Raw genomic sequence first — 26,464 nt, forward strand, 5'->3', positions numbered from 1 at the left:
TCAGTGGCCCCTGAACATTAAAGGGGCACAGATATACGGTAGGCCGATTTCACGCCTTTTGCGCAGCCTTCTTGATGGCAGCTACGAAGCCCAACAGTTCGGCTGGCGAGGTGAACCGGAACACCCGACCGGCAAATCCTTCCATTCGAGCAAGGTCGCGCTGTCGTTGCTCCTTTCGGTAATTGATCACAAATCGGAAGAAGGCCCAATCAAAGCGTTCAGGACATCCCGGCGCGAGCTGATCACCGCGATTTCGGCCCAAACCGGATACCGTTCGTCGAATAACTCGCCACAGGCATAACGATGTTGTGTAATCGAGATGGATAAGCGTGTCCGCAGATGCCAATCGCTGCTCAAGCGTGCCGCTATAATTCCCGTCCATAATCCATTCAGATTGCGCCGCAAGCTTTTCGACGGTTTTCTGCCATGATGCGCTATCCGGCCTTTGCCAGCCCGGCTGCCAGTAATGTCTATCGAGGTGGACGACGGGCAAGCGGGTCGCTTCGGCCAGTTCTTTGGCGAGTGTGGATTTCCCGGCGCCCGGACAACCGACGATGAGGACTCGTTTCATTTCTTTGCCTTCCGCATAAGCAGCCGCTCTCCATCGGTGCGCAGCGCGCCCTTAGGATCGACAAACCGGTAGAGCGTCTGTCGTGTGATACCGAGTTCGGCGCAAAGATCGGCCACCTTGGTTTCCGGCTTCCCCATTGCTGCCTGAGCAAGGCGCAGCTTCGCCGGCGTCATTTTGAAGGGCGCTCCGCCGTTCCGGCCACGTGCGCGTGCGGCGGCGAGACCAGCTTTGGTGCGCTCAATGATCAATGCCCGCTCGAACTCAGCCAGCGCCGCGAATATGCCGAACACCAGCCGGCCATTCGCCGTCGAGGTGTCGATCGACGCCCCTTCACCTGCCAGAACCTTGAGGCCGATATGCCGTTGGGTCAGATCATCGACCAGATTGACGAGGTGGCGGAGATCGCGGCCGAGTCGATCGAGCTTCCAGACGACAAGCGTGTCACCGCGACGCAGCGCCTTCAGGCAGGCGGTGAGACCTGGACGGTCCTCTTTCTTTCCTGACGCGGCATCCTCATAGACATTGTTGGCGTCGACACCAGCCTGTGCCAGCGCGTCACGCTGAAGGTCATGGACCTGGCTGCCGTCGGCTTTCGACACTCGCGCATATCCGATCAGAGCTGTCATTTATTCGTCCGTCTGCGTGACAATTTCGATTTGGCCGCGCCAAAGCCTGTAGATTGTCACATAACCCGTCTTGCAAAGTAAGCTCCGCGAACGGTTATCTCCAGTCTTTTTGTGACATATGGAGCGCCGATGCCTCGCCGCATGATTTTGACGGATGCCGAACGGCAGAATTTCCTTGCCCTGCCCAGCGACGACGACACCCTGATCCGCCATTGGAGCCTTGATGATGAGGACCATCGTCTTCTGGAAACGCGCCGTCGCGACGATACCCGTCTTGGCTTGGCCCTTCAGCTTTGTGCGCTCCGTTATCCCGGCCGTCTCATCCAGCGCGGAGAGGTCATCCCGGAAAGCGCGCTCACCTTCCTTGCCGAGCAACTCCGCATCGAGCCGAATGCACTTGCCAGCTTCGCACGAAGAGCGCCCACACGCTACGAACAACTGACCGTCCTCCGCCAACACTACGGGTTCAGCGAGCTGAGCCACCCGTTGCGCACCGATCTGCTTGCCTTCGCGCGCGGCGTGGCGATCGCCTCGACCAAGGACAAATTCGTCGTCGCCGCTCTCGCCGATGAGATGCGCCGGCGGCGTATCGTCATTCCCGGCATCACCGTGATCGAACGGATGGCCGGACAGGCATGCACCGAGGCTGAGGAGGCGCTGTTTGCCGATGTTGCCGGAAGGCTGACGCCCGACATCATCGTCAGAATGGAAGCGCTGCTCGGTATTGGTCCACGCGTCCGCCAGAGCGGGGTCTCCTGGTTACGTGAACCTGCCGGAAAGGCTGGAGACGCAGCGATGCGGGGTCTGATCGATCGGCTTGAGGCCGTGCGCCACGTTGGCCTTTCAAGTGATGTGCTTCAGGCCGTCCCCGCCCATCGGGTGAGCCGCATGGCACAAGAGGGCCGGCGCCTGACCGCCCAGAACTTCGAGCAAATGCGGCCCGGCCGCCGATATGCTACGCTCGCAGCTTTCCTTCTGGAGATGGAAATCGCGCTCACGGATGCCGCAATCGCCATGTTCGAAGTCCTGATCGGCAAGGCGTTTCGGCGGGCCGAGGCAGAGCGCGACAAACGACTGCTGGAAACCGCCACCTCGGCGACATCGGCGCTGGATTTCTTCGTGGGCTTCGGTGAGGCGATCGCTGCCAGGCGAGAAACCGACCTTTCGCTCGATGAGGCGGTCAATGCAGTCGGCGGCTGGGAGCAGTTGATGCGGGCAACCGCGGCTGCGAAGGCAGCATCTCGTCCCCGCAAGGACGATGATCTGATTGCCTATCTGCCGGCGCAATATATGCGTATCCGGCGCTTTGCAGCACCATTCCTGGCAGCCTTCACGTTCGAGGGTAATCGTCAGAGCCGTGATTTCATCAACGTGGTGATGCAAATGACGGCCGCAGGGAAAAGCCGCCGTCGCTCTCTGGACGCGCAATGGATCAAAGCGGCGCTCGATCTGGTCGACAAGCGGTGGAGCAAGGAAATCAGAACGCCAGATGGCTCGGTTGACCGCAGAATGCTGGAAATCTTTGTCATCGTTGAGCTGAAGAACCGGATCGCTGCCAACGAGATCTGGATCAAAGGTTCTCGCACATATCGCGCCCTCGATGAGGGCATGATCTCCCATCAGACTTATTCCATCATCAAGGCCGAGGCCCGCATTCCCGTCGCCATCCCGGTTGATGTCGAGATCTATCTCGCCCAGAAAGCCGAGGCGCTCGATCAAAAATTGCGTGAGGCAGCAAGCCGGCTGGAGGCGGGTCGCGGCGACACGCGGATCGGCGCGAAGGGCCTGCGGGTGCCTGCGGTCAAAACTGCCGAGACCGAAGCCGCGCTCGCCTTCGCAAGGAGAGTTGCGAGCAGCATGCCGCCGATCAGGTTGACGGATCTTGTCGCCGACGTGGATCGAATGACCGGTTTCAGCTCACTGTTCGAGCATCTTCAGACAGGCCGAACGCCGGGCGATATGCGAATTTTCTATGCCGCGCTCATCGCCGAGGCCACCAATCTCGGCTTCTCGAAGATGGCATTGGCCTGCCCCGGCATCACACGCCGCCAGCTACAGCAGATGGCGATCTGGCACTTCCGGGAGGAAACCTTCACCTTGGCACTTGCCCGGCTGGTCGAAGCCCAGCACGCGGCGCCGATCGCCACTGTTTTCGGTTCGAACACGATATCGTCTTCCGACGGACAACATATCCATCTCGGCGATGGCGGCGAAATCGCCGGTGGCGTCAACGGCCGTTACGGAACCAACCCGATCATCAAGCTCTACACGGCGATCTCCGGTCGATATGCTCCCTTCCATACCAAAATCATCGCCGCCACGGCGAGCGAGGCCGTCCATGTTCTCGACGCGCTTCTCGAAACGGATGCGGGCCTCGACATCGTGCGCCATCATGTCGATGGTGGCGGCGTCAGTGATCTCGTCTTCGCCTTCTGCCATGCGCTAGGCTTTGCATTTGTCCCGCGCATTCCCGATCTCGATGGCCGATGCCTCTACGGCTTTGGCCCCGGCAAGCAGTATGGCATTCTCCAGAATGTCATGGGCGATCGCATCGACGCCGATTTGATCCGGGCGCACTGGGACGAGATTCTGCGCTTGATGACCTCACTGCGCACCCGCACCGTCAGCGCTTCGCTCATGCTCAAACGGCTGTCATCAACGACCAGGCAAAGCGGTCTTGCCCAGGCACTACGTCAGATGGGCCGGATCGAGCGAACTCTGTTCACGCTGGACTGGATCAACGACGAGGAACTGAGAAAGACGACAACGGCAGAACTGAACAAAGGGGAAAGCCGCAACAGCCTCGTGCGGGCCGTCAATCTCCATCGCCTCGGCCGCTTCCGCGATCGCAGCCAGGAAAATCTCTCGATCCGGGCCTCCGCCCTCAACCTGGTTGTCACCGCCATCATTCACTGGAACACGATCTATACCGGCCGCGTGGTCGATGCCTTGCACACCGGCGGTCAGCATGTGCCTGATCATTTGCTATCCAGCCTCTCGCCGCTTACCTGGGAGCACGTGAACCTCACCGGCGACTACATATGGGAAGACAAGCCGGCACTCGATGAAACAGGCTTCCGACCTCTCCCGTTCTCGGTCTGATCCCCTACCGTATATCTGTGCCCCTTTAATGTTCAGGGGCCTGAGTGACTTCGCGGTGAAAGGCCGCTAGGCTGCGCTTCTGCTTGGTCAGGAACCGCTTTTGCAGTAGCTCGTGGATGACGCGCTCGACCGGTTCCGGCAAGCGCCCCTTACCTTTACCTCCACCGGACTGGCCGGGCACCAGATCCGTCACGAGGCCGCTGCCTTGCCGGGCACGCCGGATCAGAACGTATACCTGGCGCCGAGACAAGCCCAGCGCCTGAGCCGCCATATCGGCCGCTTCGTGCCCGACCGTCTCCGACTGCGCCAACGGACTGATGATCTCCGCACGACGGCGCGCACGCTCCCAAGCCTCATCAGGCAGAGTGGCCACGCCTTGTTCTGGAATCCGTGGGGTGTCCGTCGCCATGCTCACCTCGCTTTGGTGCACACGAGTATTGAGCATAGTCGAGATTGGTGCAGATCACTTCTGATATTGAACTGTCAGGAGCTGGCTGCACAACAGCCATTACGCCCAATCAACTGGTGCAGTCGTCTTCTGAAAATGACAATCTTAGCTGGTGGTGCAAAAGTCTTGATTTATGCACCGTCTGCGCGCAGAATCCATGCGTCTAGCAAGGAGCCAGTGCCGTCATGATCGAGGAAGCCCGTAAAATCGTAGGATCGTCAGAAGTCTGGCCGCTGGCGGTCATTGCCACCTATGAAGACTTCGATAGCCCATCAGCAACGCAGCGCTACACGGAAACGCTCTACAAAGCAGGGCACGCCGGTTATTACCTTATGATCATGCGCGATCTGTTCGAGGTCTCACAGGAAGCCGCTTTCTTATGGCTGAACAGTCGCGGATTTTATGAGGTCGTGATTGGTCTATACTGCGATCTTGAAGGATCGGAGATCGAGCGGCCAACGGAGGGAAGCGATGCTGGATAAATTGTTTAACGGAGCTGGTAAGAAGGGCGAGAAGAAGCCGCGAGACGTGCGGGAGCTATTTGACCCGACCTTCTTTGACGGAGCTGGTTTGAAGGACAAAGTTGATCTGCCCATAGGTCACTTGGCAAACCTACTGGTGCATTCCGAAATTCGAAGGCTCGACACCAACGAGCGCCTTGATACCTTGATCGAAATCCAGCGTGAGCTGCTGGAAACACAGAAAGCCATTCTGGAAGCCCTGCAACGGCCGGAGCGCGCCTAACCTACCTTGCAGTAATGCAGCACCTTCCGGCCGTCCTCGCTGTCGATGGTGATGGAGATCGCCAGCCTTCCAATCCGGGTTACGGTTCCTTTCGCCGGGGTAGTGTCGTCGCCGGTTCCGTCAGCGGCCTCACTCTCTACGTTGATCGTGAACGGCACCACGTTGCCCCTACCCTGCCCTAGCTCGACATTGCCGGTCACAGCGGAAACGTCCTGATTATCGTCCCAACGGTTCCCGGCAATGGTCAGGTGCTCAGTGGAATCCGCGAGGTCAGAGGCCAGAAATTTCCGGCAATCGGCATCGTTGCGCGGCCCTCTGTCCGTCTCGGCCGCTGTGCTGGCCAGATAGTACGCATAGCGACCATCCAGCGAGCTTTGCGCGGCAATGGCGTTTGCCGGGGCGACAACGGCTAGAGCAAGGGCGGCGGTCTTTATGATGTCGTTCATAGCCCATCCTCTTCCCGTGTCATCAGCATGAGCATGTGCGCAAGCGCGCTATCGGTGTGGCCTTGTAGGTTCTGCGCCATCGAGGTCGCGGCGCGCAGCTCGAGCGCGCTTTGCCGTGTCATGTTGATGGCGAGAGAACGGAGATCGGCGTCGGCGTTCGCGATGGCACTGCCGCTGCTGGTCATGTAGGTGCCCTCCCCGCCAGCCATTGCATTCGCGTTGTCACTGTCGCCGGAGCTGGAAGGTGTTTCCGCCACGGTCTGGCCGGGAGTGCAGCTATTCGGCAAAGTCTGGTTGCGACCGGCGCGCACCGCCGCCATGCCGACGACCGGAACACGCTCCTTCAGGTAGCGCTCCGGGTTCACATAGAACCATGTGTTCGGTGACGCGGATCGCAGCGCGTCGGCCGTGGCATAGCCGGTCGGGTCTTTTTTGTTGCCATCGGCCGGAAACGCGCAATCGTCCGTGCTCGATCCCGGCACGCATTTCGTTGCGGAGATCGCACTTGCCGGTACTTGCACCTCGAAATGCAGATGAGGCTTACCGGCCGACTTCACATCACCGATTTTGGCGATTTCCTCTCCGGCGCTAACGTCCCTCGGGTCGGGTCGTGAAGCCGAATGAAGGTATAGGGTGCGGAACTGATCGCCGGTAACTTTCACCCCCATAGAGCCAACGGTGAGCTTGCCGTCATGAGCTGCGAAAAGAGGCTGACCGTTTGAGGCTTGGCCCTGCGCTCCTTGCGGATAAATGTCCGATCCGCGATGCCAGCCATTTCCCGCGCCAGCGCCAGGTCGATCCCATGCGCCGTATTCGGAAAAGACCACAGGGCTTGTGACAGGGTGCGCCACCAAGCAGGAACCGGCCCCGCCGCCCTCTCCCCCGGTGCACTGTTCGTTGACCTGATTTTCCGCGACGTAGGTACCGGCGCAGGTGCCGTTTCCGTCTACAGCGTCGGAGCCTGTGCCCTTGTTGGTGCAGTCGCCGCCGCTCGTCAGCCAGTATTTCAGACCGCCAGCGCCGACGAGATGGCTACCGGCGATTAGTCCGGCCCGCGTGACCGGAACACCGTTTATGGTCTGGCCGATATATTGCTGCCAGTTGCCGAGGTAGCTCAGATTCTTCTCACCATAGGCCAGAAAGGCGTTGTCCTGTGCGGTCGGGTTCGACAGGTAATCATCCAGCGATTTCACGCCGTCCTTGCCGGTCCAGTTGCCCCCAGCGTCCATGTACCCGGCATCCTGCAGGGCCTCATCGCCCATCTGATAGGCCCCATAAAAACCGTTCCCGGTGTTGGTGGAATAGTCGCCGGAGCCTTCGGACTGGCGGATATTGCGCATGAAGCCGCCGCAGTCCGTCGCGGTGGGTTGAGCGTTTCGGGCTTCGGTCAGGGCGGTTGTCGCCAGCAAAATGCTGACTGCGAAAGCGGATCGGCGCAGGATCATGGCAGATCGACCTCCGTTCCGCAGATGGTCAACCTGCCTTCCGTCACGTCGAGCTGATTGAGCGCGCCGCAGGCGGTGAACGGCTTGCCCGAGGTGGCGACCTCATAGGACGGCGTAAGGCGCTGTACGCTCCATGTGCATTCATCCGGCCTACATGACTCGGCCGACCGGAACGACGACACCAGATATTGCGCGGACCCGGCTTTAAACAGGCCGTAGGAGAAGCTGTAGGCCCGCCCACCTACAGCCTTGATTTCGTCGGCCCACACGTCGCGCATGATGGTGCCGATGCCATTTTTCGGGTCTTGGCTCTCAGGCGCGCGCAGCTTCGTGAGCGTCAGCGGATCGGCGTCGGCCGAGCTGGCAAGGAGCGCAGAGGATAGAATGGCGATGCTGAAGATCGACCGCCAGTGAATAGAGCTTTGTCGCATCATCATTTGCTGGTGCCTCCGAGTTGGATTTGGCCTTGGTTCCTGTTGCGGCGAGTGTTGGAGAGGCGGGCGAAGGTCCCGGCCATATTCCCCCTGCTGCGTGATCCAATGGCGAGACCGGCCGCAGCCGCAGCCGTTGGATTGCCAAGCACGCTCTCGGAGCTGCCTTTGTCCGAACCGAGCCACCGAGACGCCCCGCTCTCCACCATTTCCATGACGTAATCGGAAACACCGTCGATGAACCTACAGCAGAAGCCCACGAGCATGACGGCGAGCGACATGTAGATGACGAAGCCGCCGAGCGCCAAAGCCATGTTCCCGACACCAGCCTGTAGACCGCCGTTGCTTGTCGCCAGAACATTGAAGGCGTTGAGCGCCAAGACGTTCAGGTAGTCGAGACCGATCCGCATAATCAACATGCAAACAACGAGGCCGAGGATTATCAATGCGGGACGGACCAGAAGCGCAAGCAGCACACTAAGCGCGCGTGCAAAGCTTGTTCCTTGGAGACCCCCGTTCCGATTGGGATAAAACATCTGCATAAGCCAGAAAGGCGCGGTGATGATCGTCTGGATCGCCAGCCCCAACCAAGACAATGCTGCAATGAAGAAGTAGACGAGCGGCATGTATGGCACGATAACTGCGAGAATGAATCCGACAGTCACGAGCGCCCAGCCGAGCGGCCCGATGAGAGCTACCAATTCACCCGCCATTGCTACCCACGACTTTTGAGCCACGGCGGCGGCTGCCGAGCCTCCGGCGGATACAGCGAGGATCCCCGAACCATAGGTGAGTATTTTCGAGCCTGTCGCCTGTAGCCTAGGAATAGGGTCAGCCCATCCCGAGCCGTCAGACGATTCCACGTCAGCTAAGCTCATCATGGCATCATTCAGCAAACGAGAAACCGCGCCACCACCTGAATTGGCGTTGCCAATGGTCGCGGAATTAACGCCATGTGTGCTCGAATTCAGGGCGGCATTGCGGAAGGCCGGTTCCAGCTCGGCAAGCCCTAGGGTGTCGCGCCGGTACTCACTGAAAAAGGTTTCCAGCTCGTTTGAGCAGCGGGAGCCAAACCACCCTCCGCAGCCGAAAACATCGGCCAGATTTTCCGGGGGCTTGTTGCTCAGAACTTCTATGCCGCCAACCCCGAGCGACGATAGGGAACTTGTCGCATTGACCAGCACTCGCTGGTAAAGCACTGCATAGAACCATCCGTTTTTCTGGTTCCCCATCATTGCCGAGTTCGTATGCTGTTTAAACTCGGCCGGAGCTTGGGTCAGTGCCTCCCGCATCGCGGTTTTTGACTGGTTGATAGTGTTAGTGACGGCTTTTTCGATGGCGGCAAGTTGAGCCTGCCCGCGCAGGCGTTCGCCTTGGGCGGGGAACAGTGTCTTGTAGAGGTTGTCACCTTCCGTCCGTATTGAGGCCAATAATGCGTCGGCACCCGCTTTCGCGGCCTGTGCCTCAAAGCGGGCGGCTGCTTTTGCTAGCTCCGTCTGAGCCGAAATGTTTTCTGGTGAAACGCCGGTTGCCAATGTTGGTGCCGGTGAAACCTTCCGCTCCGCTGCGTATGAGACGGTCACTGACCCGCAGAGGCCGGAGCTTTCATTCAACCCTTTGCCCGCCTGATAGGTCAGGACAGTTTGCGTATAACCATCGTCGGCAGAGGTGATCGTTGGCGGCGGTGAGACTGTCGTTATCCCACCATCAGGCGTGGCCATTGAGGCGACACCGCGAGCAATCGCGCCCCGGCATATTTCGCCCGCGACACGCGTTGCAAGCCCCCCGGCGATCTGCTCCCGGAGAGCTTTCTCGGTGGATGGATCAGAATAAAACCACCCTTCATTGCCTTTGCTGGCAAACGCCGCGTTGACCGTGTTGGCATTTGCCATCTTGTCGGCCGCTGTGCGCCAAAGGGTATCGCCAAGACCGGAAGACCATACGGCAACCTGCATTGTCCCTATTTGCAAAGCGCTGAAGCCATTAAAGGCCGGAAAACACATAATGGCCCCGATACCAGCGCCAACGAGCGTCCAAGCTGGATTCATGTTCCGCCCACCGGCCTCGCCGTCATTGGCCGTGTCCTTCAGGGCGGCGAAGATGAGATAGGTTGCAACCACAGCAATCACGGCAAGCATTGCCCAGTTCATTGTCTCAATGAGCTGGGCAAGAATGTCGTTTGTATTGTCGCAGGAGCCGCCAGCGGAGGCGGATTGACCGCCTGCCGTCCATACGGCATCGAATGTGCAACCGAGGATGCGGCGCAGGAAAACCAAGGCGGCGCTATAGTCCTCTGGGGTGAAAAGTCCTGATATGTCGTCTGGCTTTGCCATGCGAATCCCCACGTTCACATTGATCCGAAATTCAGAAACAATGTATTTCCGCTAAAATACGAGTATTTTAGCTGATCGGAGAATCGCGGGCCAGAATAGTTTCACAGTGTTTTTGAAATAAAAAACAATGTGAAAGTCTCTGTTTGGCATGAATGCTCGCTCTTTTGTATGCTCAATCGGCAATTGAACTTTATTTATTAAGCGCAATATGGCGTAAGTGATGCGTCGATTTGTTTATTACGGAGGCGCACTATGGTTTTGAAATCGCCAGTCCGCATAAAGCCGGAAATCATCAAGCCTGAACATCGATATGCAGCGGCCGCAGCACGCGGGGCGTTCGCCCTAGATCGTGCCGCCTGCCCCCGTTGCGGTTCCGGGGCGCTCATGCCGACAGGCGATAACGAGCTGCGGCGCTGTGATGGATGCGGATCGAGCGTCAGCCTCGACGAGCTGGCAAGCCGCCATGGCGAGTGGTTGCACGACACGGCCGAGCAGCGTCATGACCATTTCAAGCGCAGTTCGCGGCTGTTGGTGCAGATCGCAGCCTTAGCCCTGACCTTGGCGGCCGGAGCTAGCATATACGCGGGATCGTCGCAGATGATTTTTGCCGCTTTCCTGCTCGCAATCCCAATGTTTGCCGGAGCGTTCGCCATGCGCTATCGAGCATGGCAGGCAGCGACAGGCCGATTCTACGAGGCGCAGGCTCCTTTAGGGGATTTCATGCGCGATGAGCTGCGCAGCCTCACAGGTGGGCGGGGATGACGTTCTGCGGCTCCCATGGCGCGAAAATCACCCCCTTGAGAAATAAGGGGTTGCAGAATCGGCCAAATCACCGTTTCATGAAACACATGAGTCGCACTAGGACACCCACGACCACGACGCAACGCGTTGTCGCTCATCGAGAGCGGCGGCGGGCGGCTGGTCTTGTTCTGGTGAACGTTGATCTTCCCGGCGATCTGGTCGAGGAGGTTGACCGGCTCAAGGAAGCGCAAGGCGTAAAGTCGCGCGCCCCGATCATTGAAGAAGCTTTGAGGTTCTATATCGAGAACGCACCGAGGGCATAAAACGAAAAACCCCTGACCGCGCCAACGGTAAGGGGTTTTTGGATTGTCGGAACGACCGCGTTGGGAAGCCCCTGAAACTGCTTTCCAACATAGTCGAGAGACCGCCAACCTGCAAGACGTGAGTCTTGTGGGAACGCAGAATCTTTGTCCGCCGTCCATGCCCTCCAGACGGAGGACGAAGGGACTATGTTTGGACAAGTGGGGGCGGTGCTTACAGGAGCACCGCGAGAGAGAACGCGTGCCCTGACGGGTACGAGCGTCGATAATGTCGTTGACCTGCTGGGAGCTATCGCGCGGTTCACCAACAGGGCACAAATTGACGATTTCGTACGGCTGCTATGGTCGCGCCTCTATCGTGGCGCAGGCGGTATGCTGGAAGATCGTGAAACCCAACTCCTGCACCAGATGGCGCTGCAACGCCTCGATGATCTCCAAGAGGCTCGCGAAAAGCGTCTCCCCCCTACCCGGAGCTGGTTTCCACAGCGCCCGAAGTCCGATCAATCGCGAGAGCAGGCCGCTAGCGGCAAGCGCGATCCCGAACGATGGGCAAGGAAGCAGCGTCTAGGCGGGTTAGCCGCCCTGCCCCCGGCCGACGATTACGAAGGTTTCACCGAGGGCGAGCGCGCAGCGCTCTATATCGTCGCGGCGGATGTCCGTGAGCTTGGGGCGTGCCGTTGTACCGTCGCAGAGATCGCAGATCGTGCCGGGATCGGCCAGACGACAGCGCGGAACGCCATCAGAAAGGCAAGGGAACGCGGGTTGCTCAAGGTCGCGCACCGGCCGCAATGGCGGAACAAGTGGCTTTCCAACATCATCACAATCGTCTGTAAGACCTGGCTAAGCTGGTTGAGGCGCTTCCGGCCCAACCTTGGTTTTAGGTTCAAGGGTGTCAAAAAACCGGCGTCCACAGATACCTACGGATTCAAAAATAAAAGCGGACAGCCTGATATTCAGCCAAACGGTGGCCCTCCGGGCCGCTTTCAGCGGTTTGCTAGTCGCAAACCACCGTCTGGCTGACGGCTGAAACCCCAAGTCGCACCCACATCGCCAAAAACCCGCAAGTTTCCCACTTGTGGCCAATGTTGCATGGGCTTTCGAGGGGGAGCGGGAGGATAGGGCAGCATGCAAACGTGAAATCATGTAAACATGCTTGCATGAAATCATAAAATATGCGATGGTGTTTTGTATCGTACGAAACAAAAGAGGCTTTCATGTCCCCCGCCAATCCGACAGCAAAAACCTACGCCGCACTGAATCAGGCGTTCGACTTCTTCAACGAGCGCCTTTTCGGGGGCGAGCTGCCGCCGTGCCTCGTGACCTTGCAGCGCAAGAACAAGGCTTACGGCTATTTCGCGGGCGGGCGGTTCGGATCGAAGGACGGCGCGGAGATCACCGACGAGATCGCGCTGAACCCATCGCATTTTAAAAGCCGCACCGATGAGCAGAGCCTTTCGACGCTCGCGCACGAAATGGCCCATCTCTGGCAACACCATTTCGGCAAGCCGTCGCGCTCCGGCTACCACAACAAGGAATGGGCGGCGAAAATGCACGCGATTGGCCTGCACCCGTCAGACACAGGCCGACCGGGCGGCAAGGAGACCGGGCAATCGTGCAGCCACTACATCATCGAGGGCGGCTCTTACGCCCGCGCGTATGCCGATCTGGCGGCTCAACCCGACTTTTCCGCCCTCTATGTCGAGCTATGGGACGACGCCGAGGCCCGCAAAAAGCGCAAGGCGAAGTCGGCCAGCAAGACCCGCTACACCTGCCCGTCATGTGACATGAACGCTTGGGCGAAACCCGGCGTCCGCTTGGTATGCGGCGAATGCGATGAACCGATGGCAGCGGAGGAAACGGAGGACTGATTAACGGATTAGCAATGCAAACATGCTTTCATGCTTGGCAGAAAGCATGCAATCTAACTTGCATGAAAGGATGCAAACATGATTACAGTAGCGTTCTGCACTCAAAAAGGTGGGACTGGCAAGACCACGATAGCGACGGCGCTTGCGGTCGCCGCCCATCGGGCCGGTAAGAAATCAGCCTTGCTCGACCTCGATCCGCAGACAAACGCCGTGAACTGGTTCGACCGCCGCGAAGGGGACGGCCCCGATGTGGCCTCGATCCAGCCGGGGGCTATCCGGCGCTCGCTGGACGCCTATCGCGGCCTTGGCATGGATTGGGTGTTCATCGACACGCCCGGAAAGATGGACAGCGCATCGACCGAAGCGGCCAAGCATGCCGATATGGTCGTCATCCCCACACAGGCACAAATTTTCGCAATCGACACCTTGGAGCCGCTAAAGCGGTTGCTGGATATGGCAGGCAGTCCGCCCGCCTTCGTGGTGCTGAATCTGGTGCACCCGAACGCCGGGGGCAGGGCGGCTGACGACGCGCTGGCCATTGCCGAGCGGTTCAACATGAGTGTTGCGCCGGTCCACATGTCCCGGCTGAAAGCCCAAGAAGATGCCCCGGCCTTGGGACAGACGGCTCAGGAGCTTGAGCCGGAGGGACGGGCGGCACAGGAAATCGCCGGTCTTTTCGCATTCCTCACCGAACAGGCAAGCATGATTGCAGGCAAGCATGAAAGGATGAAAGCATGAGCCGCAAGCCGTCCCTCTTGGCAAGCGCCATCAAAACCGCCGAGCAGCCAGCGGCCGACGCGCCGACTATCGAGGCCGCTTCCGACACGCTGACCGAGCCGAAGCGCCGTGCTCGCAGCGTCCAGCCCGCAGGGAGCTACGTTGCGCCGTCGCGGGCGAACAAGACGGCCAAGACGCATTATCTCCCGCCCGCCTATTGGGAAACGCTGGAGGAACTCAGCTTCCGAACCCGCGATCCGCAGGGCAAGCGGATTCCACAGGAACGGCTTGTCGCTGAGGCGCTGAACCTGCTTTTCGTGAAATACAATTTCCCCGTGGTTCGCGAGGCCGAGGAATAGCATGAAAACATGTTTTCATGCTTGCATGATTTCATGTTTTCTTGATTGCCGAACGATCATGGTTGAAAAATATACCAGAACAGGTATAAGGTTTGTATGAAGCAGGAAGAACGTCCGCTTGAGTGGATCGGTAGCAGCTACAAAGACCTGATGCAGCTCCCGGCCGATGTACGGAAGTCGGTCGGGTTCGCGCTGCATTTCGCGCAGCATGGCGAACAGCATCCGGCGTCAAAAGTGCTCAAGGGCTTTGGCGGCGCTGGCGTCTTGGAGGTGGTCGAGAACGATGTGGGCGGCACATATCGGGCCGTCTACACGGTTCGGTACGAGGAAGCGGTGTTCGTGCTGCATTGTTTCCAGAAGAAGAGCAAAAGCGGTATCGCCACGCCGAAAGAAGACATGGACGTTATCAAGGCGCGGCTCAAGGTAGCCGAGGCTATAGCCAAGGAGATGAGAGATGCAAACGCGCGTCGTTAATGGAATCGAGGTGACGAGCAGTTCCGGCAATGTCTTTGCCGATCTCGGTCTACCTGACGCCGACAAGCTCAAGGTGAAATCCGGCCTGATGATCGAAATCACCAAGGCCGTGCGGCGGCTTGGATTGACGCAGGAGGAAGCGGGGCGGCGCATGGGGCTTCCACAGCCGAAGGTATCGGCCCTGTTGCGTGGTGACTCCGCCAACCTGTCAGAGCGCAAGCTGATGGACGCCCTGAACCGCCTTGGCTACGATATCGAGATCACAGTGCGGCCTACGGCCGATCCGGTCGGGCACCTGACGCTAGCGGTTGCCTGACATTCGGACGCGGCCTAGCCGCGTCTTGGCCCGGAGGCGAACGCGCTTCCACATTGCGCCGTAGAGAGCCGGAGGGCCTTCACTGACAAAGCCCCGGCGCGAAGCGCCGGGACCGCTTATCCCGCCCCTCTGGAACGCCCGCCACGCTTTACCAGGACGAGCCTTGGAAAAGCGTGGCTCCGTGACCGTCCTTACGCCTCTTGCCCCGGCAGAGGCACTTTCACCTTTATCACCGGCCAGTCACCGGCGAAGTTCAGATAGCCTTCCAGATCCGGAAGCTTCTGGATCTCCGAGGCCAGCACAAGCCGCTCCATCACAATGTTGGCCGAGTAGGTGAGGGAGCCGCCTCCACCAGTTGCGAAACTGGTGTGATCCTCTTTCATCTCTCTGTCCCCGAGCTGCTTCGACAGGTACTCGGCCGCATTGCCTTCGGTTGTGCGCAGCACGAGCTTGTTGCTGAAATTGTTCATCAGCGTTTCGGCCCGGTTTTCGCTGTAGGTCTCGCGGAGCTGCGCGAAGTCCTGCACCGCGACGACGATTGCGACACCTGCCTTGCGCAGGCGGGTCGCGCCGACGAGCAGCGCCGGGATTTCACCGAGGGAGTTCAGTTCGTCAATGATGATCCACGTGGTACGGGCAGGGGAGGGGCCTTCGCGTCGGTTGAGCGCTGACGTCACCATGATATCGACCCACGCGGCCAGCAGATCGCGGGCGAGGGTCATTTCATAGTCGGAGTAGGGAAGGAACATCCATTCGGATGTGTCCGAGGCGATCCAGTCACGCAGCGAGAAATCGCCGTCCTTGACGTAGCGCCATGCCTTCAGGTTGGCGATGAAGCTCATGCGGACGGACTGGAGCCGCCGCGCGTTGTAGTCGTCAGACGCGGCCAGAACCTCAGCCGTGGTTCCGGCGACAAGCGGGGCCAGCTCGTCGGCCTCGGCCGAAATGAGGACGCGCTGTAGCTCGGCATTGGTGAACTTGCCGTCATAGACCTCGAAAAGGCCAGCGCCGACCGCTCCAAACAGAGATTTGGCCATGTCGTGCCATTCGGCAGAATTGCCGTTTCCTTCCGGCACGAAGCCGGAGGCGAGCCGGTCCCAATCATGCAGATCGCGGGCCTCATTCGACAGCCGCCACCCCATGCTTTCCTCATGGAAGGGTGACAGGATCACGTCGCCATCCTGACGGAAGGCGCGCATGAACTCGCTGTTGTTGTCGAGCACGATTGCCCGGTCCCCACGTGCCCGGATCGTGTCGAGCAGGCCGCGCAGTGCTGTGGTCTTTCCCGCGCCGGTCGAGGCGGCGATTGCGGTGTGCATTCGCTCGTGTCCCGGTGGGAAAGGAACCCCGGCAATCGCCGCCGCAGGCGGTCGTTTGGGGTAACGCCTATCAAGCTCCGCGAGGTAGCTTTCCTTGCTGGCAAAATCGGCCCCGCGCATGTGCTCCCGGCTGACGCCATCCGGGGAACTCAGAGCGGACCGACCGAGCAGAAAAATGACCAGCAGGAGCGCCGCCGTCGCGACGATGAACGCGACCGTAGGAGCGCCCGCGACATAGGTGTTGTAACCGGGGTCGTACACGGCACTGTCGCGCATCATGTTGACGATGAATCGAGCGACATAAGCCGATGCGATCACGCTCACCCATAGAACGCCAGCGAAGACGAGGACACGGCGGACGCCGTGGTTTCCTTGGACGTAATCACCGATGACGCTGGCACCCTCTCGCCGCGAAGCGGCGACCGCAAAAATCCCGAAAATGGCAATTCCGATCATCCACGCAACGCCGCTCAATGGTGCTTTTACGTAGTCTGCGCCTTGACCTATGACCGAGTAAACCGACAGGCAAGCCATCAGCACAAACGCCCATTTCATGCGCGTCAGGCTCTCGGACTGTTCTCCGCTTAGCCACCGTGGAAGACGCGGACTAGGCATCGCCGCTACGGCTGATTTTCGTCAGCAGCTCCGCGAAAATTTCCCGGTCGCGGTCGCGCGTCAGCTTCTCCGGTAGTTCCTTCGCCAGCCACGACCGCAGCGCCTTGGAGGCTGCCGTGTCCTTGTCGATCTCTTGCAGAACCAACGATCCGATAACGACCGTACGACGGGTTTCGTTGGCTCGCTCTGTTGTCGCCTTTCGCGCTTTCAGCGCCTTGGCCTGTTCTTCCAATTCTGCAATCCGCTGCTCAATCGTCCGTCTCGCCATACGTCCTGTTCCTCCTTTGCTTAGGTTATGGCTATCACGACCGGAGAACATTTCACAACGTTTTTGAAATCAATACCACCGTGAAGTTTGCAGTGAACCTGTTTTGCTTTTCTAAAGGCGCACATACGAGTTGCTGCGCAACTCTGCCTGTGGCATGTTCGAAGGATGGCGATATATCATTGTCAAGTGAAGGTGGTTTGCAGAGGGGGCAAGAACCGGCAGGGGCTAGTTGCCGGGCGCAGCTCCGTCGCTGCTGCTGCCTATCGTTCTGGCACGTCGCTGCACAACGACAGAGAGGGAAGAACGTATGATTTTTCACGCCGTTCAGGTGTGGTCCACGCCGATATCGTCATCCCGAAGGGATCAGGCGCAGAATGGGCGCTGGACCGTAGCGCGCTCTGGAACGCGGTCGAGGCAAAGGAGGGGCGAAAGGATTCCCGTGTAGCGCGGGAATTTGAAATTGCCCTGCCTCATGAGCTGGACGAGGAAGCGCGCGAAGAGCTAACGCGCCGCTTTGCGCAACAGCTTGCAGACCGCTTTGGAACGGCTGTCGATTTCGCCATACACAAGCCCGACCCACGGGGCAGTGAGAAAAACCACCATGCGCATTTGCTGATGACCACCCGCAACGTTACGGCGGATGGACTAGGCGAAAAGACGCATATTGAATGGGAAAATAAGAAGCTTTTGAAGCATCGCTTGCCGACGACGATGTTGCAAATGAAAGAGGTTCGTCTTGCGTGGGAGCTTGTTGCGAACGAGGCTTTAGAGCGCGCTGGAATTGATGCGCGAATAGATCATCGGTCCAATCATGCACGAGGTCTTTTGCTTGAGCCAACCCGCCATGTTGGCGTGCACGCGACAGCCCAGCAGCGTCAGGGAGGCGTGATCGAACGCGAGCGCATGGATGCGGAAACAGCGCGTCTCAATGCGGAGATCGTTCAGGAGAAGCCCGAGCAGATTATCACGCTTGTTAGCGGTGAGAGAAGCGTGTTTACGCGCGAGGATTTAGCCCGTGCACTGCACCGTTATGTGCATGACGACAACGAGGCGTTTCAGGCGGCATTTTCCCGGATCATGTCGTCGCCAGAGCTGGTTTCCTTGCGGGGCGATAAAGCTGACGGAATAGAGCGCTTTACCACGCATGAAATGTTCGATCTTGAAGCGGGTATGATGGCGACGGCGGAACGGCTAGCGGGCGATAAATCGCACGTGGTCCATCCCGGTAAAGTCATGACGGCGATGTGGGCGCAGGATGAAAAAATCCGGGCCAGCGTATCGAAGGCGACAGCGGCGAAGGTCGCGCGCGGCGAGATGACGGAGGCCGAGCGGAGAGCGGCGATTGCGTCCGCTGGCCTGTCGGACGAGCAGCGCCGAGCCATCGAGCATGTGACATTAGGGAGCCGGTTGGTTCAGGTTGTCGGTGTAGCTGGCGCGGGCAAATCTACCATGCTGGAAGCCGCGCGGCAGGCTTGGGAGGCGCAGGGCTTTCGCGTCCATGGTGCGGCCCTGTCCGGTAAAGCTACTTTCGGTTTGCAGGAGTCTTCCGGGATCGAGAGCCGCACGCTGGCCTCGTGGTCGCAGCGCTGGAAGATGGAGCGCGACCAGATCGGCCGAGGCGATGTGTTCGTGATCGATGAAGCCGGTATGATCGGCAGTCGGCAGATGGCGCGGTTTATCGAGGAAGTCGAGGCACGGGGCGCAAAAATCGTTCTGGTTGGCGATCATGAGCAGCTTCAATCCATCGGCGCTGGCGCAGCCTTCAGGGCGATTGGAGAGCGAACCGGCTTTGCCGAGCTGAACGGCGTGCGCCGCCAGCGCGAGGGCTGGCAGGCAGAGGCCACGCAGCAGTTTTCCAAGCAGCGGACGGCGGAGGCGCTGCAAACCTATCGGAGCCACGGCGATATCGTCATGGAGTCCGACCGAGACACAACGCGCAGCCGGATCGTCGCCGACTACTTGGCTGATCGAAGCGAGCGGCCCGAAGGGTCGCGCGTCATCCTTGCTCATCAACGGGCAGATGTAGCCGCGATGAATGCGGAAGTGCGATCCGTGTTGCAGGAGCGTGGCGAGCTGGCGCGTGGCGCAGAAGGCGGCGAGCGGGTTTTCCAGACAGACGCCGGTAAGCGTGCCTTCGCCGCGGGCGACCGGATTGTGTTCCTTGAGAACAACAAGAGCCTCGGCGTGATGAACGGCACGCTAGGGACGGTCGAAGGCGTTTCGCGGGACCGCATCACCGTGGCGCTCGACAGTGGCAACCGCATCGAGGTGCCGGCGGATCAATACACGGCTTTTGATCATGGCTATGCGACCACCATCCATAAATCGCAGGGGGACACGGTAGACCGGGCTTTCGTTCTCGCGAGCAGGAGCATGGACCGCCACATGACCTATGTGGCGATGACCCGCCACAGGGACGGTGCAAAGCTCTATGCGGCGACAGAGGATTTCGAGCGGGGCGGCGGGCGACTTGTCGCCCATGGCCGCGCTCCATTCGAAAATCAGCCCGGAAAGCGGGAAAGCTACTTCGTCACGCTGGCAGACGAAAAGGGCCAACGTCGCACCGTGTGGGGCGTTGATCTTGAGCGCGTCATGAAGGACGTCGCGCCGGAGATTGGGGACCGGATCGCGCTTGAGGTGACCGGCCAAGAAGCCGTCACCCTTCCAGACGGAACAACAGCGCAGCGGAACACATGGGCGGCGATCGGCGCCGACGAACTGGCCTACAAGCAGCTTGAGCGGCAGCTCAGCCGCGACGGTTCGAAGGAAATCAGCCTCGACTACATGCCGACGACCCGCGAAGAGGCAAGGGCCGAGCAGGAGCAGCCAGCAGCACAGGACGAGGTGGCACCTGTCCCGCCGCCCAACCTTGCACTCCATGCACGCGGTATCGACCGCACGGCTTATTTCGCGGCCCGCGACAAAGCCCTTGCCGAACGCGCGGCCCGTTTCGACAATCCAGAGGCCCGCACCCCGGCATCACCGGAGAGGTCGCAGCCTGCGCCACAGGCTGCGCCTCGACCGGAACCACAAGAAAAGCCCGCCGACCGGGCCGCAGCCTATGAGGCAGCAAAACCCAAAGGAATGCGGGTTATCGGGAACCGACGAGCCGCCGTCGATGAGGCGCAGCAGCGGAAAGACGCCCAAAGGGCAACGAATGAATTCAAAAAGGACAGGGATGAGCGGTTCGACCGCTAACTAATCCGCAGGAGGCGGGCCGATGAGCAAAATATTCCAGAGCTTCGAAGAGGCGAAGCACGAGCATGAGGCCATCACCCGTGAGAAGAACGACGCGCACCGGGAGAAGGAAAAGGCCAATCAGGACAAGCTAACCGGCGAAAACCGCTCCGCGATGCAAGAAGGCATCGCCAAGAGCGACAGCGCGGATTCCGCAGCCGTCAGCGGAGCGGAATCAGCATGGCAAGCCAAGGTGGCGAGTGTCGAAGCCGAGCATCAAAGGGAGGTCAGCGCCGGGCAGGCCGCGCCACCCTCCATAGACCGGAAATCCGCGTACCTGGCTGTGCGTGCGCGGCAGGAGCAAACCTTCGCTCAGGAAACAGGTTTTGACCGCGCAGAGGCGTACCGAACGGCCCGAAGCGACGAACGCTCGACCCGGCAGGAACACGGCACAGGTGATCGAGATGACCGGTTCGACCGTTAAAAGGGAGTAATTCTCGATGCGCGTATCTTTCGAGCACCTGAAATTGCCAGTGCGTTTGGACTTCGGGCTGCACTCTTTTGTGCAAGTTAGATCGGATGGAGACAAGCGATTCACGGTCTATCTCGAATTGTTGGTAAGACCGAACGATGAGAGTATTGAAAAGGCATATGATAATGCTTGGGGATTGATTGGAACGGTCGAGGGGGGCGGGTATCGTTTCGAACGATCCTTCACCGACCCTGATAAGCTTCCAACACTGTTAGAAACGTTCTTTGATAAAAGCCGAGTAGAGGACGCCATTCGGGCCGTGATGCCGCCGGACGAGATTGGACTCTCTGGTACACCGAGCCACTTGATATTCATCGACATCGACGGCGTGCTTTTGTCCTTCAGGAGTTGGACCACGGCGCACAATGCGCCCCTGTGGCGTTTGCCGGTCGAAAGCCGAATGAAGCACCTTGAGCTGGACCAGACCAGCATCGGCTTATTGGTCAGGCTGTGTGACCGGGCGCACGCCAAGCTCGTGCTGACTTCGACATGGCGGAAGACGTGGCCCGACGATCTGGAGGACCTGCACGGCCGCTTGATTGAACAGGGTTTGCGCCGCGACCTCTGGCATTCAGAATGGATGGTGCCTGTAATACCTAACGGCAACAAATGGCAGGAGCTTGCGCAGTGGGGCGGTTGGGCGTCTGACGTTGTTGCGCTCGTTATTGATGATGAGCTGCCGCCCGAGGATGCACCCCCGGTGCTGGCGGAACAGGCCGCTATTCTGCAAGCTGATAAATATGAGGGGTTCGGAGCCTATAACTATTTTGACGCACTGGATGTCTTCGGCGTCGAAGACGGAGCAGTGAAGCCACCGAAGGGATTGCCCCCCGAGCGAGGTGTGTCACCTTACCCCACGATGAAAGCTGCGCGCTCCCGGCTCGCTCCGTCGATGTTTCGCCCATGAGAGCGGGCCTCCGGAGCAAGGCGTCAGTGGGTGTGTAAATCTAGGAAGCGAGCATGATCATGAAGAACCACCCCCATCCCGGCGAAATATTGCGCGAGGATGTTCTAGTGCCTCTCAACATCGATGTGACTGATGCAGCTCAGCGCCTCGGAATGGCGCGCTCGACGCTTTCGCGTATCGTCAACGGCCGTTCGGGCATCACCGCTGATCTGGCGATCCGATTAGAGCGAGCTGGCGTCGGGACGGCTCGTTCATGGATGGTATTGCAGGCCAATTATGAGCTGTCGAAAGCAATGGAGCGGAAACAGCCCTCCGTTCGTCTGCTTCAATCGCCAGCCCCTTAAAAAGCCGAACCCCAGACGGTCACCCGTCCGGGGTCGATAGTAAGATAGAAAGAAACGCTTTTGCCGAGCGCCGTTTCCGCCGCAGAACTTACGCTGAGTCGCCCAAGTTTCAAGAGGCCACACAAGCGAGATGGCTACCCGAGCAAGATAACCCGCCCCCTACGGCCCTACAGCCCTATGTGAGAGAGCGGGCCTACGGGGCTAGTCGTCTATGTCCAGTTTGGCCCTGAAATAATCCCGCAGCTCGGCAACCGAAGCAAACATAACATCTGGCTTTGAAGCTTCCAGTTCTGACGTGTCTGTGCATCCCCATGCCGAGCCTACTGCGGTCACGTTCGCACCACGTGAAGCCTCGGTATCCTGCGGCTGATCGCCTACGTGGTAAGTGTCGTCCGGGGCGGCTCCCGCCTTCGACATGGCGAGCAGCAAGCCTTCTGGATGGGGCTTCCGGTTCTTCACATGGTGGTAGCCGACGACGATATCTATCGGCCAGCCATGGGCTTTTATGAATGCCTTTGGCACCATATCAGGGCTTTTTGTGACAATAGCGATGGTCTGGCCGGACTCATGCAGCTCTTGGATTAGCTCGTTAATCCCATCGTAGACCGGCAATTTCGATGCTTGCGCCATGACTGCTTTCCAGTTGCGGGCAGCGCGCAGATGTTCGACGGAAGACGTATCGACAAGGGTCTGGTCGAAATCGAAAATGATCATTTAGAAAGCCATCGAGGTTTGAGGGTCAATATTTTTTGGCTTCTTTGGTTCGGGCACGCTAGAAGGCGTTACCTTTTCGATGTCCATAAGGAACTGCATCAAAGCGGGACCGTCGGCTATGCCTCGTGCCCATCGCTCGGCAATCATCATCTGATTACCCTTTGTCTTATCCTCATGCTTCCATTTGTCGGGATGATCGATACAAGCCAGTGTGCGCCTCTGCTCTCGCGAAAAGCGGACCGTGTGCATGGTCCCACCTTTAACGTCCGTCTCTATGACAAGAACCGCATCGGAAAGGCCGCTTTGGATTCGATCTCGTTCGGCAAAGGCTGTCCGCATTGGTGTTACACCGAGCGGATATTCACTGACTAGGCAGCCGCCGTTTTCCAATAGACGGCTGGCCAGCCCGCGATTAGCGGCGGGATAGACCTTATCGAGGCCGTGCGCCATGACAGCGACGCCCACACCATGGGCATCTAAGCAGCCCTCATGCCCCAGAGTGTCGCAACCATGCGCAAGGCCGCTGACGATGGTGAAGCCTGCTTCGGCGGCTGTTGCCGCCGATTTTCTGGCGACAGCTTCCCCGTAAGGGGTAGGTTCTCGCGTTCCTACGACCGCAAGGCATTTAGCCGCATGCAAGCCAGATTCATCGCCCTTCACATAGAGGACGGCCGGTGGATCAGGGATATTCCGCAGCCGTTCGGGGTAACCTTCGTCATGAAAGGAATAGAATTTGATGCCGCTGGCTTTCGTGTTTTCCAGCTCGTCTTGAGCGCGGTCCCACGCGTCCAGTAGGGCAGCTTCCGGCAATTTCGCCCGGATCGCCCTATCTACGACGAGTTCCTTCGCGTCACTGGTGGGAATAGGACCGTAGACAATGCGTAGGGCCGCGCGACGGCCAACACCTTTGAGCTTCATCAGAGCGGCAAGAGCCACGGAGGTCGTTGATATGGACGATACAGCCATGTTCTAGCCCTTCTTGAATTTCGCGTCGTGCTCCTGTTCACCCTGCTTCCAGAGATCGTCCCAACGAGCAGGAACGTGATCGTTATCAGGATTAGGGCAGAAGGCCACACTTTCAGCCTTCGCAAGCGCTATCCCGTAGACTTTGCTCTTTGGATTTGCTGCAAGTACCGCCAGAGCGATGCGCGACAGTGTATCACCCCGCGTAATGAAATCATCAAAAACAAAAACGTGTTCAGCATCGATCTTTGTGGATTGGTATTTTGCCTTGTCCAGCTCGGCGCTACGACCGTCAGCAGAATATATTGAGTGAATCTTCTGATGAACATTTTTTGAGAGCGCTGCGTCGGTATACTGCGCACCACATATCCTTGCGCATTCCTTGGCTATCCACGGAATGGACCTATTAGGGTCCGCCTTAGTTTCTCCCGATGAGAGAGCAGGAATGAACGCTGTGCGCTTCGGATCGACGCCGAGATGCTTGATGAGAGCCGGGACGGCCTCATAGAAAACCGTTGCTCCACCCCACTCAGCCTTATTATTCTTGTCCTTGAAGCGAATGAAACGAGCAGTCCAGTGCTCGTTCGTCTTGTCCTTCAGTCTGTAGGCAATCGCATAAGAATGCGTCAGACCGTTAGAAATGCTCAGGTGCGGAAATCCCATCCAGCCAGCGACCATATTATAGTGAATTATCATTATCCCCTCCCCGTTACTTAGCCCGCCCAAAATGTAGTAATCGGACGCGCGATATTCAACTAGGAGGCGAGAGGCGGGCAACCTCTGGGAAAGCGGGGCTAGCCCTATCGATGAGACGGGTGCAAAGCCGCGCTCTATTGCCGGTCAGATCGTAGTCGCTGGATGGTCCACCGGCTTACCCCATACGATAGCGCCACAACGGAGGGCGCCTCTCCCCTGTCCAACCGCTCAAGCGCTTCCTGCTGCTGATAGGGGGTCAATTTCGTCGGCGCACCGAACCGTACGCCCCGCGCTTTGGCATGCGCCCGCCCTTCGCCAGTTCGAACCTTGATCAGCTCGCGCTCGTACTCCGCAAGACCGGCAAGGATCGCCAGTAGTAGACGACCATGCGGGCTTGTGGTGTCAGCCCATGCGTCACCCAAGGACCGGAATCCGGCTCCGCGCTTCGCCACAGTATCGAGGATCAGGTGCAGGTCTAACGAGGAGCGGGCGAGGCGGTCGATCCGCGTCACAATGAGCACATCCCCATCGTTCAGCTTATTGAGCAGACCCTTCAGGCGGGGGCGCTCACGCGCTCCGCTGGCCACCTCGCGCACAATCGTCTCACAGCCTGCCGCGCGCAGCGCCTCCGCCTGTGCTGCAACATCCTGTCCATCCGTCGAGACTCGCGCGTATCCATAAATCATGGGTCGTTTATGCACCAGATTTCTGCACCGTGCGAGAGGGTGCAAAATCAGCATCTTTGTCGTTTTCAGAAGACGGCTGCACTGAACGTCAGAAGCCGACTGCACTATAGCAGCGGAGGGGTTGGATCCATCAGGCAACGACGGGCTGCTGCCGGCCATCAGCGGACGCAGGGAGGACTTTCCGCAACCGGCCGTTCGATGCGGCACCGATGGCCTTCGCGCAGGGGTAGTGAATCCGCCAGGATTGACTTGCGCTGCCCTACCTCTCACTAGTGAGGGGCGGCAGCGCATCAAGCGGTGAGCGCACTCCGGCACCGCCAACTTTCAGCACATGCGTGTAAATCATCGTCGTAGAGACGTCGGAATGGCCGAGCAGATCCTGCACGGTTCGAATGTCGTAACCGCTGCGGAGCAAGGCCGTCGCGAACGAGTGGCGGAGGGTGTGCGGTGTGGCGGGCTTCGTGATGCCTGCTTGTTCTACGGCACGTTTGAAGGCGCGCTGAAAGGTCTGGTCATACATGTGATGGCGACGCACGACACCGCTCCGTGGATCGGTCGAATGCGTGTGCTGCGCAAAAACCCAGAACCACGGCCAGGAATGCCCGGCGCGCGGATACTTCCGCTCAAGGGCGTCGGGAAGCGCAACGCCGCTGCGGCCCTCGGCCTGGTCCTTCAGCCACCATGCCCGTGCACGCGACAGCTGCTCGCGCAGGCTGGGTGCCAAGCTCTCGGGTAACATCAAGGCCCGATCCTTGGAGCCCTTGCCCTCCCGCACGATGATCGTGCCGTGATCGAAATCCAGATCCTTGACCCGCAGTTGCAAACCCTCACTGATCCGCATGCCCGTTCCATACAGAAGCTGGGCGAACAAACGATGCTCGCCTTCCAGAAAACCGAGGATGCGAACCACTTCATCCGGGGTCAGCACCACCGGCAAGCGCCGCGACGGCCGAGGTCTTCCGATCTCCTGAAGCCAGGGCAGATCCGTGCACAGCACCTTGCCGTAGAAGAACAGCAAGGCCGCCAATGCCTGACGATGCGTGGAGACCGAAACCTTGCGCTCGTTCGCCAGCCAGGACAGAAATGCCTCGACTTCGCTGCTGCCCAAGGTTGCCGGGTGACGCACACCGTGGAAACGGATGAAGGCACGAACCCAGTTGACATAAGCCTGTTCGGTTCGTAAACTGTAATGCAAGTAGCGTATGCGCTCACGCAACTGGTCCAGAACCTTGACCGAACGCAGCGGTGGTAACGGCGCAGTGGCGGTTTTCATGGCTTGTTATGACTGTTTTTTTGTACAGT

The 26,464-nt window shown here is 59.1% G+C and carries 28 protein-coding genes and 1 pseudogene; 15 read left to right on the forward strand and 14 right to left on the reverse strand.

Annotated features, from left to right (window positions below):
- Positions 1–49 precede the first annotated feature (49 nt).
- Positions 50–571 (reverse strand): AAA family ATPase, encoded by a 522-nt coding sequence (locus U2P60_RS21220; RefSeq protein ID WP_082186265.1) that lies wholly within the window; start codon positions 569–571, stop codon positions 50–52.
- The gene (locus U2P60_RS21225; protein ID WP_082186264.1) at positions 568–1,197 is read right to left on the reverse strand and encodes a recombinase family protein; all 630 of its coding nucleotides are present in this window, start codon (positions 1,195–1,197) and stop codon (positions 568–570) included. The genes U2P60_RS21220 and U2P60_RS21225 overlap by 4 nt, the downstream gene beginning before the upstream one ends.
- A gap of 129 nt (positions 1,198–1,326) precedes the next feature.
- Between U2P60_RS21225 and U2P60_RS21230 the strand changes: the two genes are divergently transcribed.
- Entirely contained in the window at positions 1,327–4,299 is a 2,973-nt protein-coding gene (locus U2P60_RS21230) for a Tn3 family transposase (protein ID WP_082186263.1), read from the forward strand.
- 40 nt (positions 4,300–4,339) lie between these two features.
- Here U2P60_RS21230 and U2P60_RS21235 read toward each other — a convergent pair.
- A pseudogene (locus U2P60_RS21235) lies at positions 4,340–4,708 on the reverse strand (helix-turn-helix domain-containing protein); the annotation flags it as partial.
- Positions 4,709–4,932: 224 nt separating this feature from the next.
- On the opposite strand from U2P60_RS21235, the gene U2P60_RS21240 reads away from it, so the two are divergent.
- Positions 4,933–5,229: a hypothetical protein gene (locus U2P60_RS21240; RefSeq protein ID WP_413574362.1), complete on the forward strand. Its 297-nt coding sequence runs from the start codon at positions 4,933–4,935 to the stop codon at positions 5,227–5,229.
- Positions 5,219–5,491, forward strand: coding sequence for a hypothetical protein (locus U2P60_RS21245; protein WP_413574363.1), 273 nt, complete (start codon positions 5,219–5,221; stop codon positions 5,489–5,491). Before U2P60_RS21240 ends, U2P60_RS21245 begins: the two co-directional genes overlap by 11 nt.
- Here U2P60_RS21245 and U2P60_RS21250 read toward each other — a convergent pair.
- Genes U2P60_RS21250 through U2P60_RS21265 form a run of 4 tightly spaced genes read right to left on the reverse strand, consistent with a single transcriptional unit; the run spans position 5,488 to position 10,146 of the window.
- Positions 5,488–5,937 (reverse strand): hypothetical protein, encoded by a 450-nt coding sequence (locus U2P60_RS21250; protein WP_413574364.1) that lies wholly within the window; start codon positions 5,935–5,937, stop codon positions 5,488–5,490. The genes U2P60_RS21245 and U2P60_RS21250 overlap by 4 nt on opposite strands.
- Positions 5,934–7,382 (reverse strand): M23 family metallopeptidase, encoded by a 1,449-nt coding sequence (locus tag U2P60_RS21255; protein WP_413574365.1) that lies wholly within the window; start codon positions 7,380–7,382, stop codon positions 5,934–5,936. The genes U2P60_RS21250 and U2P60_RS21255 overlap by 4 nt, the downstream gene beginning before the upstream one ends.
- Positions 7,379–7,819, reverse strand: coding sequence for a hypothetical protein (locus U2P60_RS21260; RefSeq protein WP_413574366.1), 441 nt, complete (start codon positions 7,817–7,819; stop codon positions 7,379–7,381). The genes U2P60_RS21255 and U2P60_RS21260 overlap by 4 nt, the downstream gene beginning before the upstream one ends.
- A complete protein-coding gene (locus tag U2P60_RS21265; RefSeq protein WP_413574367.1) occupies positions 7,816–10,146 on the reverse strand; it encodes a DotA/TraY family protein in 2,331 nt (776 codons plus the stop codon). Before U2P60_RS21265 ends, U2P60_RS21260 begins: the two co-directional genes overlap by 4 nt.
- Before the next feature lie 252 nt (positions 10,147–10,398).
- Here U2P60_RS21265 and U2P60_RS21270 point away from each other — a divergent pair, with 252 nt between their 5' ends.
- The 8 genes from U2P60_RS21270 (at position 10,399) to U2P60_RS21305 (ending at position 14,941) form a co-directional block, all read left to right on the forward strand.
- Positions 10,399–10,908 carry a hypothetical protein gene (locus U2P60_RS21270; RefSeq protein ID WP_413574368.1) on the forward strand — a complete coding sequence of 170 codons (510 nt, stop codon included), beginning with the start codon at positions 10,399–10,401 and terminating at the stop codon, positions 10,906–10,908.
- 86 nt (positions 10,909–10,994) lie between these two features.
- Complete coding sequence (locus U2P60_RS21275; RefSeq protein ID WP_413574369.1) at positions 10,995–11,210, forward strand: ribbon-helix-helix domain-containing protein; 216 nt, start codon at positions 10,995–10,997, stop codon at positions 11,208–11,210.
- Between the two features lie 186 nt (positions 11,211–11,396).
- Entirely contained in the window at positions 11,397–12,227 is an 831-nt protein-coding gene (locus U2P60_RS21280) for a hypothetical protein (protein WP_413574370.1), read from the forward strand.
- Positions 12,228–12,421: 194 nt separating this feature from the next.
- Positions 12,422–13,075: a SprT-like domain-containing protein gene (locus U2P60_RS21285; protein WP_413574371.1), complete on the forward strand. Its 654-nt coding sequence runs from the start codon at positions 12,422–12,424 to the stop codon at positions 13,073–13,075.
- 78 nt (positions 13,076–13,153) lie between these two features.
- Positions 13,154–13,813: an AAA family ATPase gene (locus U2P60_RS21290; RefSeq protein WP_413574372.1), complete on the forward strand. Its 660-nt coding sequence runs from the start codon at positions 13,154–13,156 to the stop codon at positions 13,811–13,813.
- Positions 13,810–14,151 carry a chromosome partitioning protein ParB gene (locus U2P60_RS21295; RefSeq protein WP_353392806.1) on the forward strand — a complete coding sequence of 114 codons (342 nt, stop codon included), beginning with the start codon at positions 13,810–13,812 and terminating at the stop codon, positions 14,149–14,151. The genes U2P60_RS21290 and U2P60_RS21295 overlap by 4 nt, the downstream gene beginning before the upstream one ends.
- Before the next feature lie 96 nt (positions 14,152–14,247).
- Positions 14,248–14,625 (forward strand): type II toxin-antitoxin system RelE/ParE family toxin, encoded by a 378-nt coding sequence (locus tag U2P60_RS21300; protein WP_353392808.1) that lies wholly within the window; start codon positions 14,248–14,250, stop codon positions 14,623–14,625.
- Positions 14,606–14,941: a helix-turn-helix domain-containing protein gene (locus U2P60_RS21305; protein ID WP_353392809.1), complete on the forward strand. Its 336-nt coding sequence runs from the start codon at positions 14,606–14,608 to the stop codon at positions 14,939–14,941. Before U2P60_RS21300 ends, U2P60_RS21305 begins: the two co-directional genes overlap by 20 nt.
- A gap of 191 nt (positions 14,942–15,132) precedes the next feature.
- Here the strand turns inward: U2P60_RS21305 and U2P60_RS21310 are convergent, their stop codons facing one another.
- A complete protein-coding gene (locus U2P60_RS21310; RefSeq protein WP_413574373.1) occupies positions 15,133–16,815 on the reverse strand; it encodes a type IV secretion system DNA-binding domain-containing protein in 1,683 nt (560 codons plus the stop codon).
- A gap of 52 nt (positions 16,816–16,867) precedes the next feature.
- Positions 16,868–17,143: a mobilization protein gene (locus U2P60_RS21315; protein ID WP_413574374.1), complete on the reverse strand. Its 276-nt coding sequence runs from the start codon at positions 17,141–17,143 to the stop codon at positions 16,868–16,870.
- A 165-nt stretch (positions 17,144–17,308) separates the two neighbouring features.
- On the opposite strand from U2P60_RS21315, the gene traA reads away from it, so the two are divergent.
- The 4 genes from traA to U2P60_RS21335 are packed head-to-tail and all read left to right on the forward strand — an operon-like array spanning position 17,309 to position 22,103.
- Complete coding sequence (traA, locus tag U2P60_RS21320) at positions 17,309–20,341, forward strand: Ti-type conjugative transfer relaxase TraA (RefSeq protein ID WP_413574375.1); 3,033 nt, start codon at positions 17,309–17,311, stop codon at positions 20,339–20,341.
- Between the two features lie 22 nt (positions 20,342–20,363).
- A complete protein-coding gene (locus U2P60_RS21325) occupies positions 20,364–20,804 on the forward strand; it encodes a hypothetical protein (RefSeq protein WP_413574376.1) in 441 nt (146 codons plus the stop codon).
- A 16-nt stretch (positions 20,805–20,820) separates the two neighbouring features.
- Positions 20,821–21,759 (forward strand): HAD domain-containing protein, encoded by a 939-nt coding sequence (locus U2P60_RS21330; protein ID WP_413574377.1) that lies wholly within the window; start codon positions 20,821–20,823, stop codon positions 21,757–21,759.
- Positions 21,760–21,812: 53 nt separating this feature from the next.
- Positions 21,813–22,103, forward strand: coding sequence for a HigA family addiction module antitoxin (locus U2P60_RS21335; RefSeq protein ID WP_413574378.1), 291 nt, complete (start codon positions 21,813–21,815; stop codon positions 22,101–22,103).
- 201 nt (positions 22,104–22,304) lie between these two features.
- On the opposite strand, the gene U2P60_RS21340 is transcribed toward U2P60_RS21335, so the two are convergent.
- The 5 genes from U2P60_RS21340 to intI1 all read right to left on the reverse strand — a co-directional run bounded on the left by U2P60_RS21340 (position 22,305) and on the right by intI1 (position 26,435).
- Positions 22,305–22,817: an HAD family hydrolase gene (locus U2P60_RS21340; protein ID WP_413574379.1), complete on the reverse strand. Its 513-nt coding sequence runs from the start codon at positions 22,815–22,817 to the stop codon at positions 22,305–22,307.
- The gene (locus U2P60_RS21345) at positions 22,818–23,783 is read right to left on the reverse strand and encodes a DNA-processing protein DprA (protein WP_413574380.1); all 966 of its coding nucleotides are present in this window, start codon (positions 23,781–23,783) and stop codon (positions 22,818–22,820) included.
- A 3-nt stretch (positions 23,784–23,786) separates the two neighbouring features.
- Complete coding sequence (locus U2P60_RS21350) at positions 23,787–24,476, reverse strand: phosphoribosyltransferase (RefSeq protein WP_413574381.1); 690 nt, start codon at positions 24,474–24,476, stop codon at positions 23,787–23,789.
- A 134-nt stretch (positions 24,477–24,610) separates the two neighbouring features.
- Entirely contained in the window at positions 24,611–25,177 is a 567-nt protein-coding gene (locus U2P60_RS21355; protein WP_413574382.1) for a recombinase family protein, read from the reverse strand.
- A 244-nt stretch (positions 25,178–25,421) separates the two neighbouring features.
- The gene (gene intI1 / locus U2P60_RS21360) at positions 25,422–26,435 is read right to left on the reverse strand and encodes a class 1 integron integrase IntI1 (protein ID WP_000845054.1); all 1,014 of its coding nucleotides are present in this window, start codon (positions 26,433–26,435) and stop codon (positions 25,422–25,424) included.
- Positions 26,436–26,464 lie beyond the last annotated feature (29 nt).

The sequence above is a fragment of the Brucella sp. H1_1004 genome, assembly GCF_047308065.1.
In the GTDB taxonomy this organism is placed as follows: Bacteria; Pseudomonadota; Alphaproteobacteria; order Rhizobiales; family Rhizobiaceae; genus Brucella; species Brucella pseudogrignonensis_B.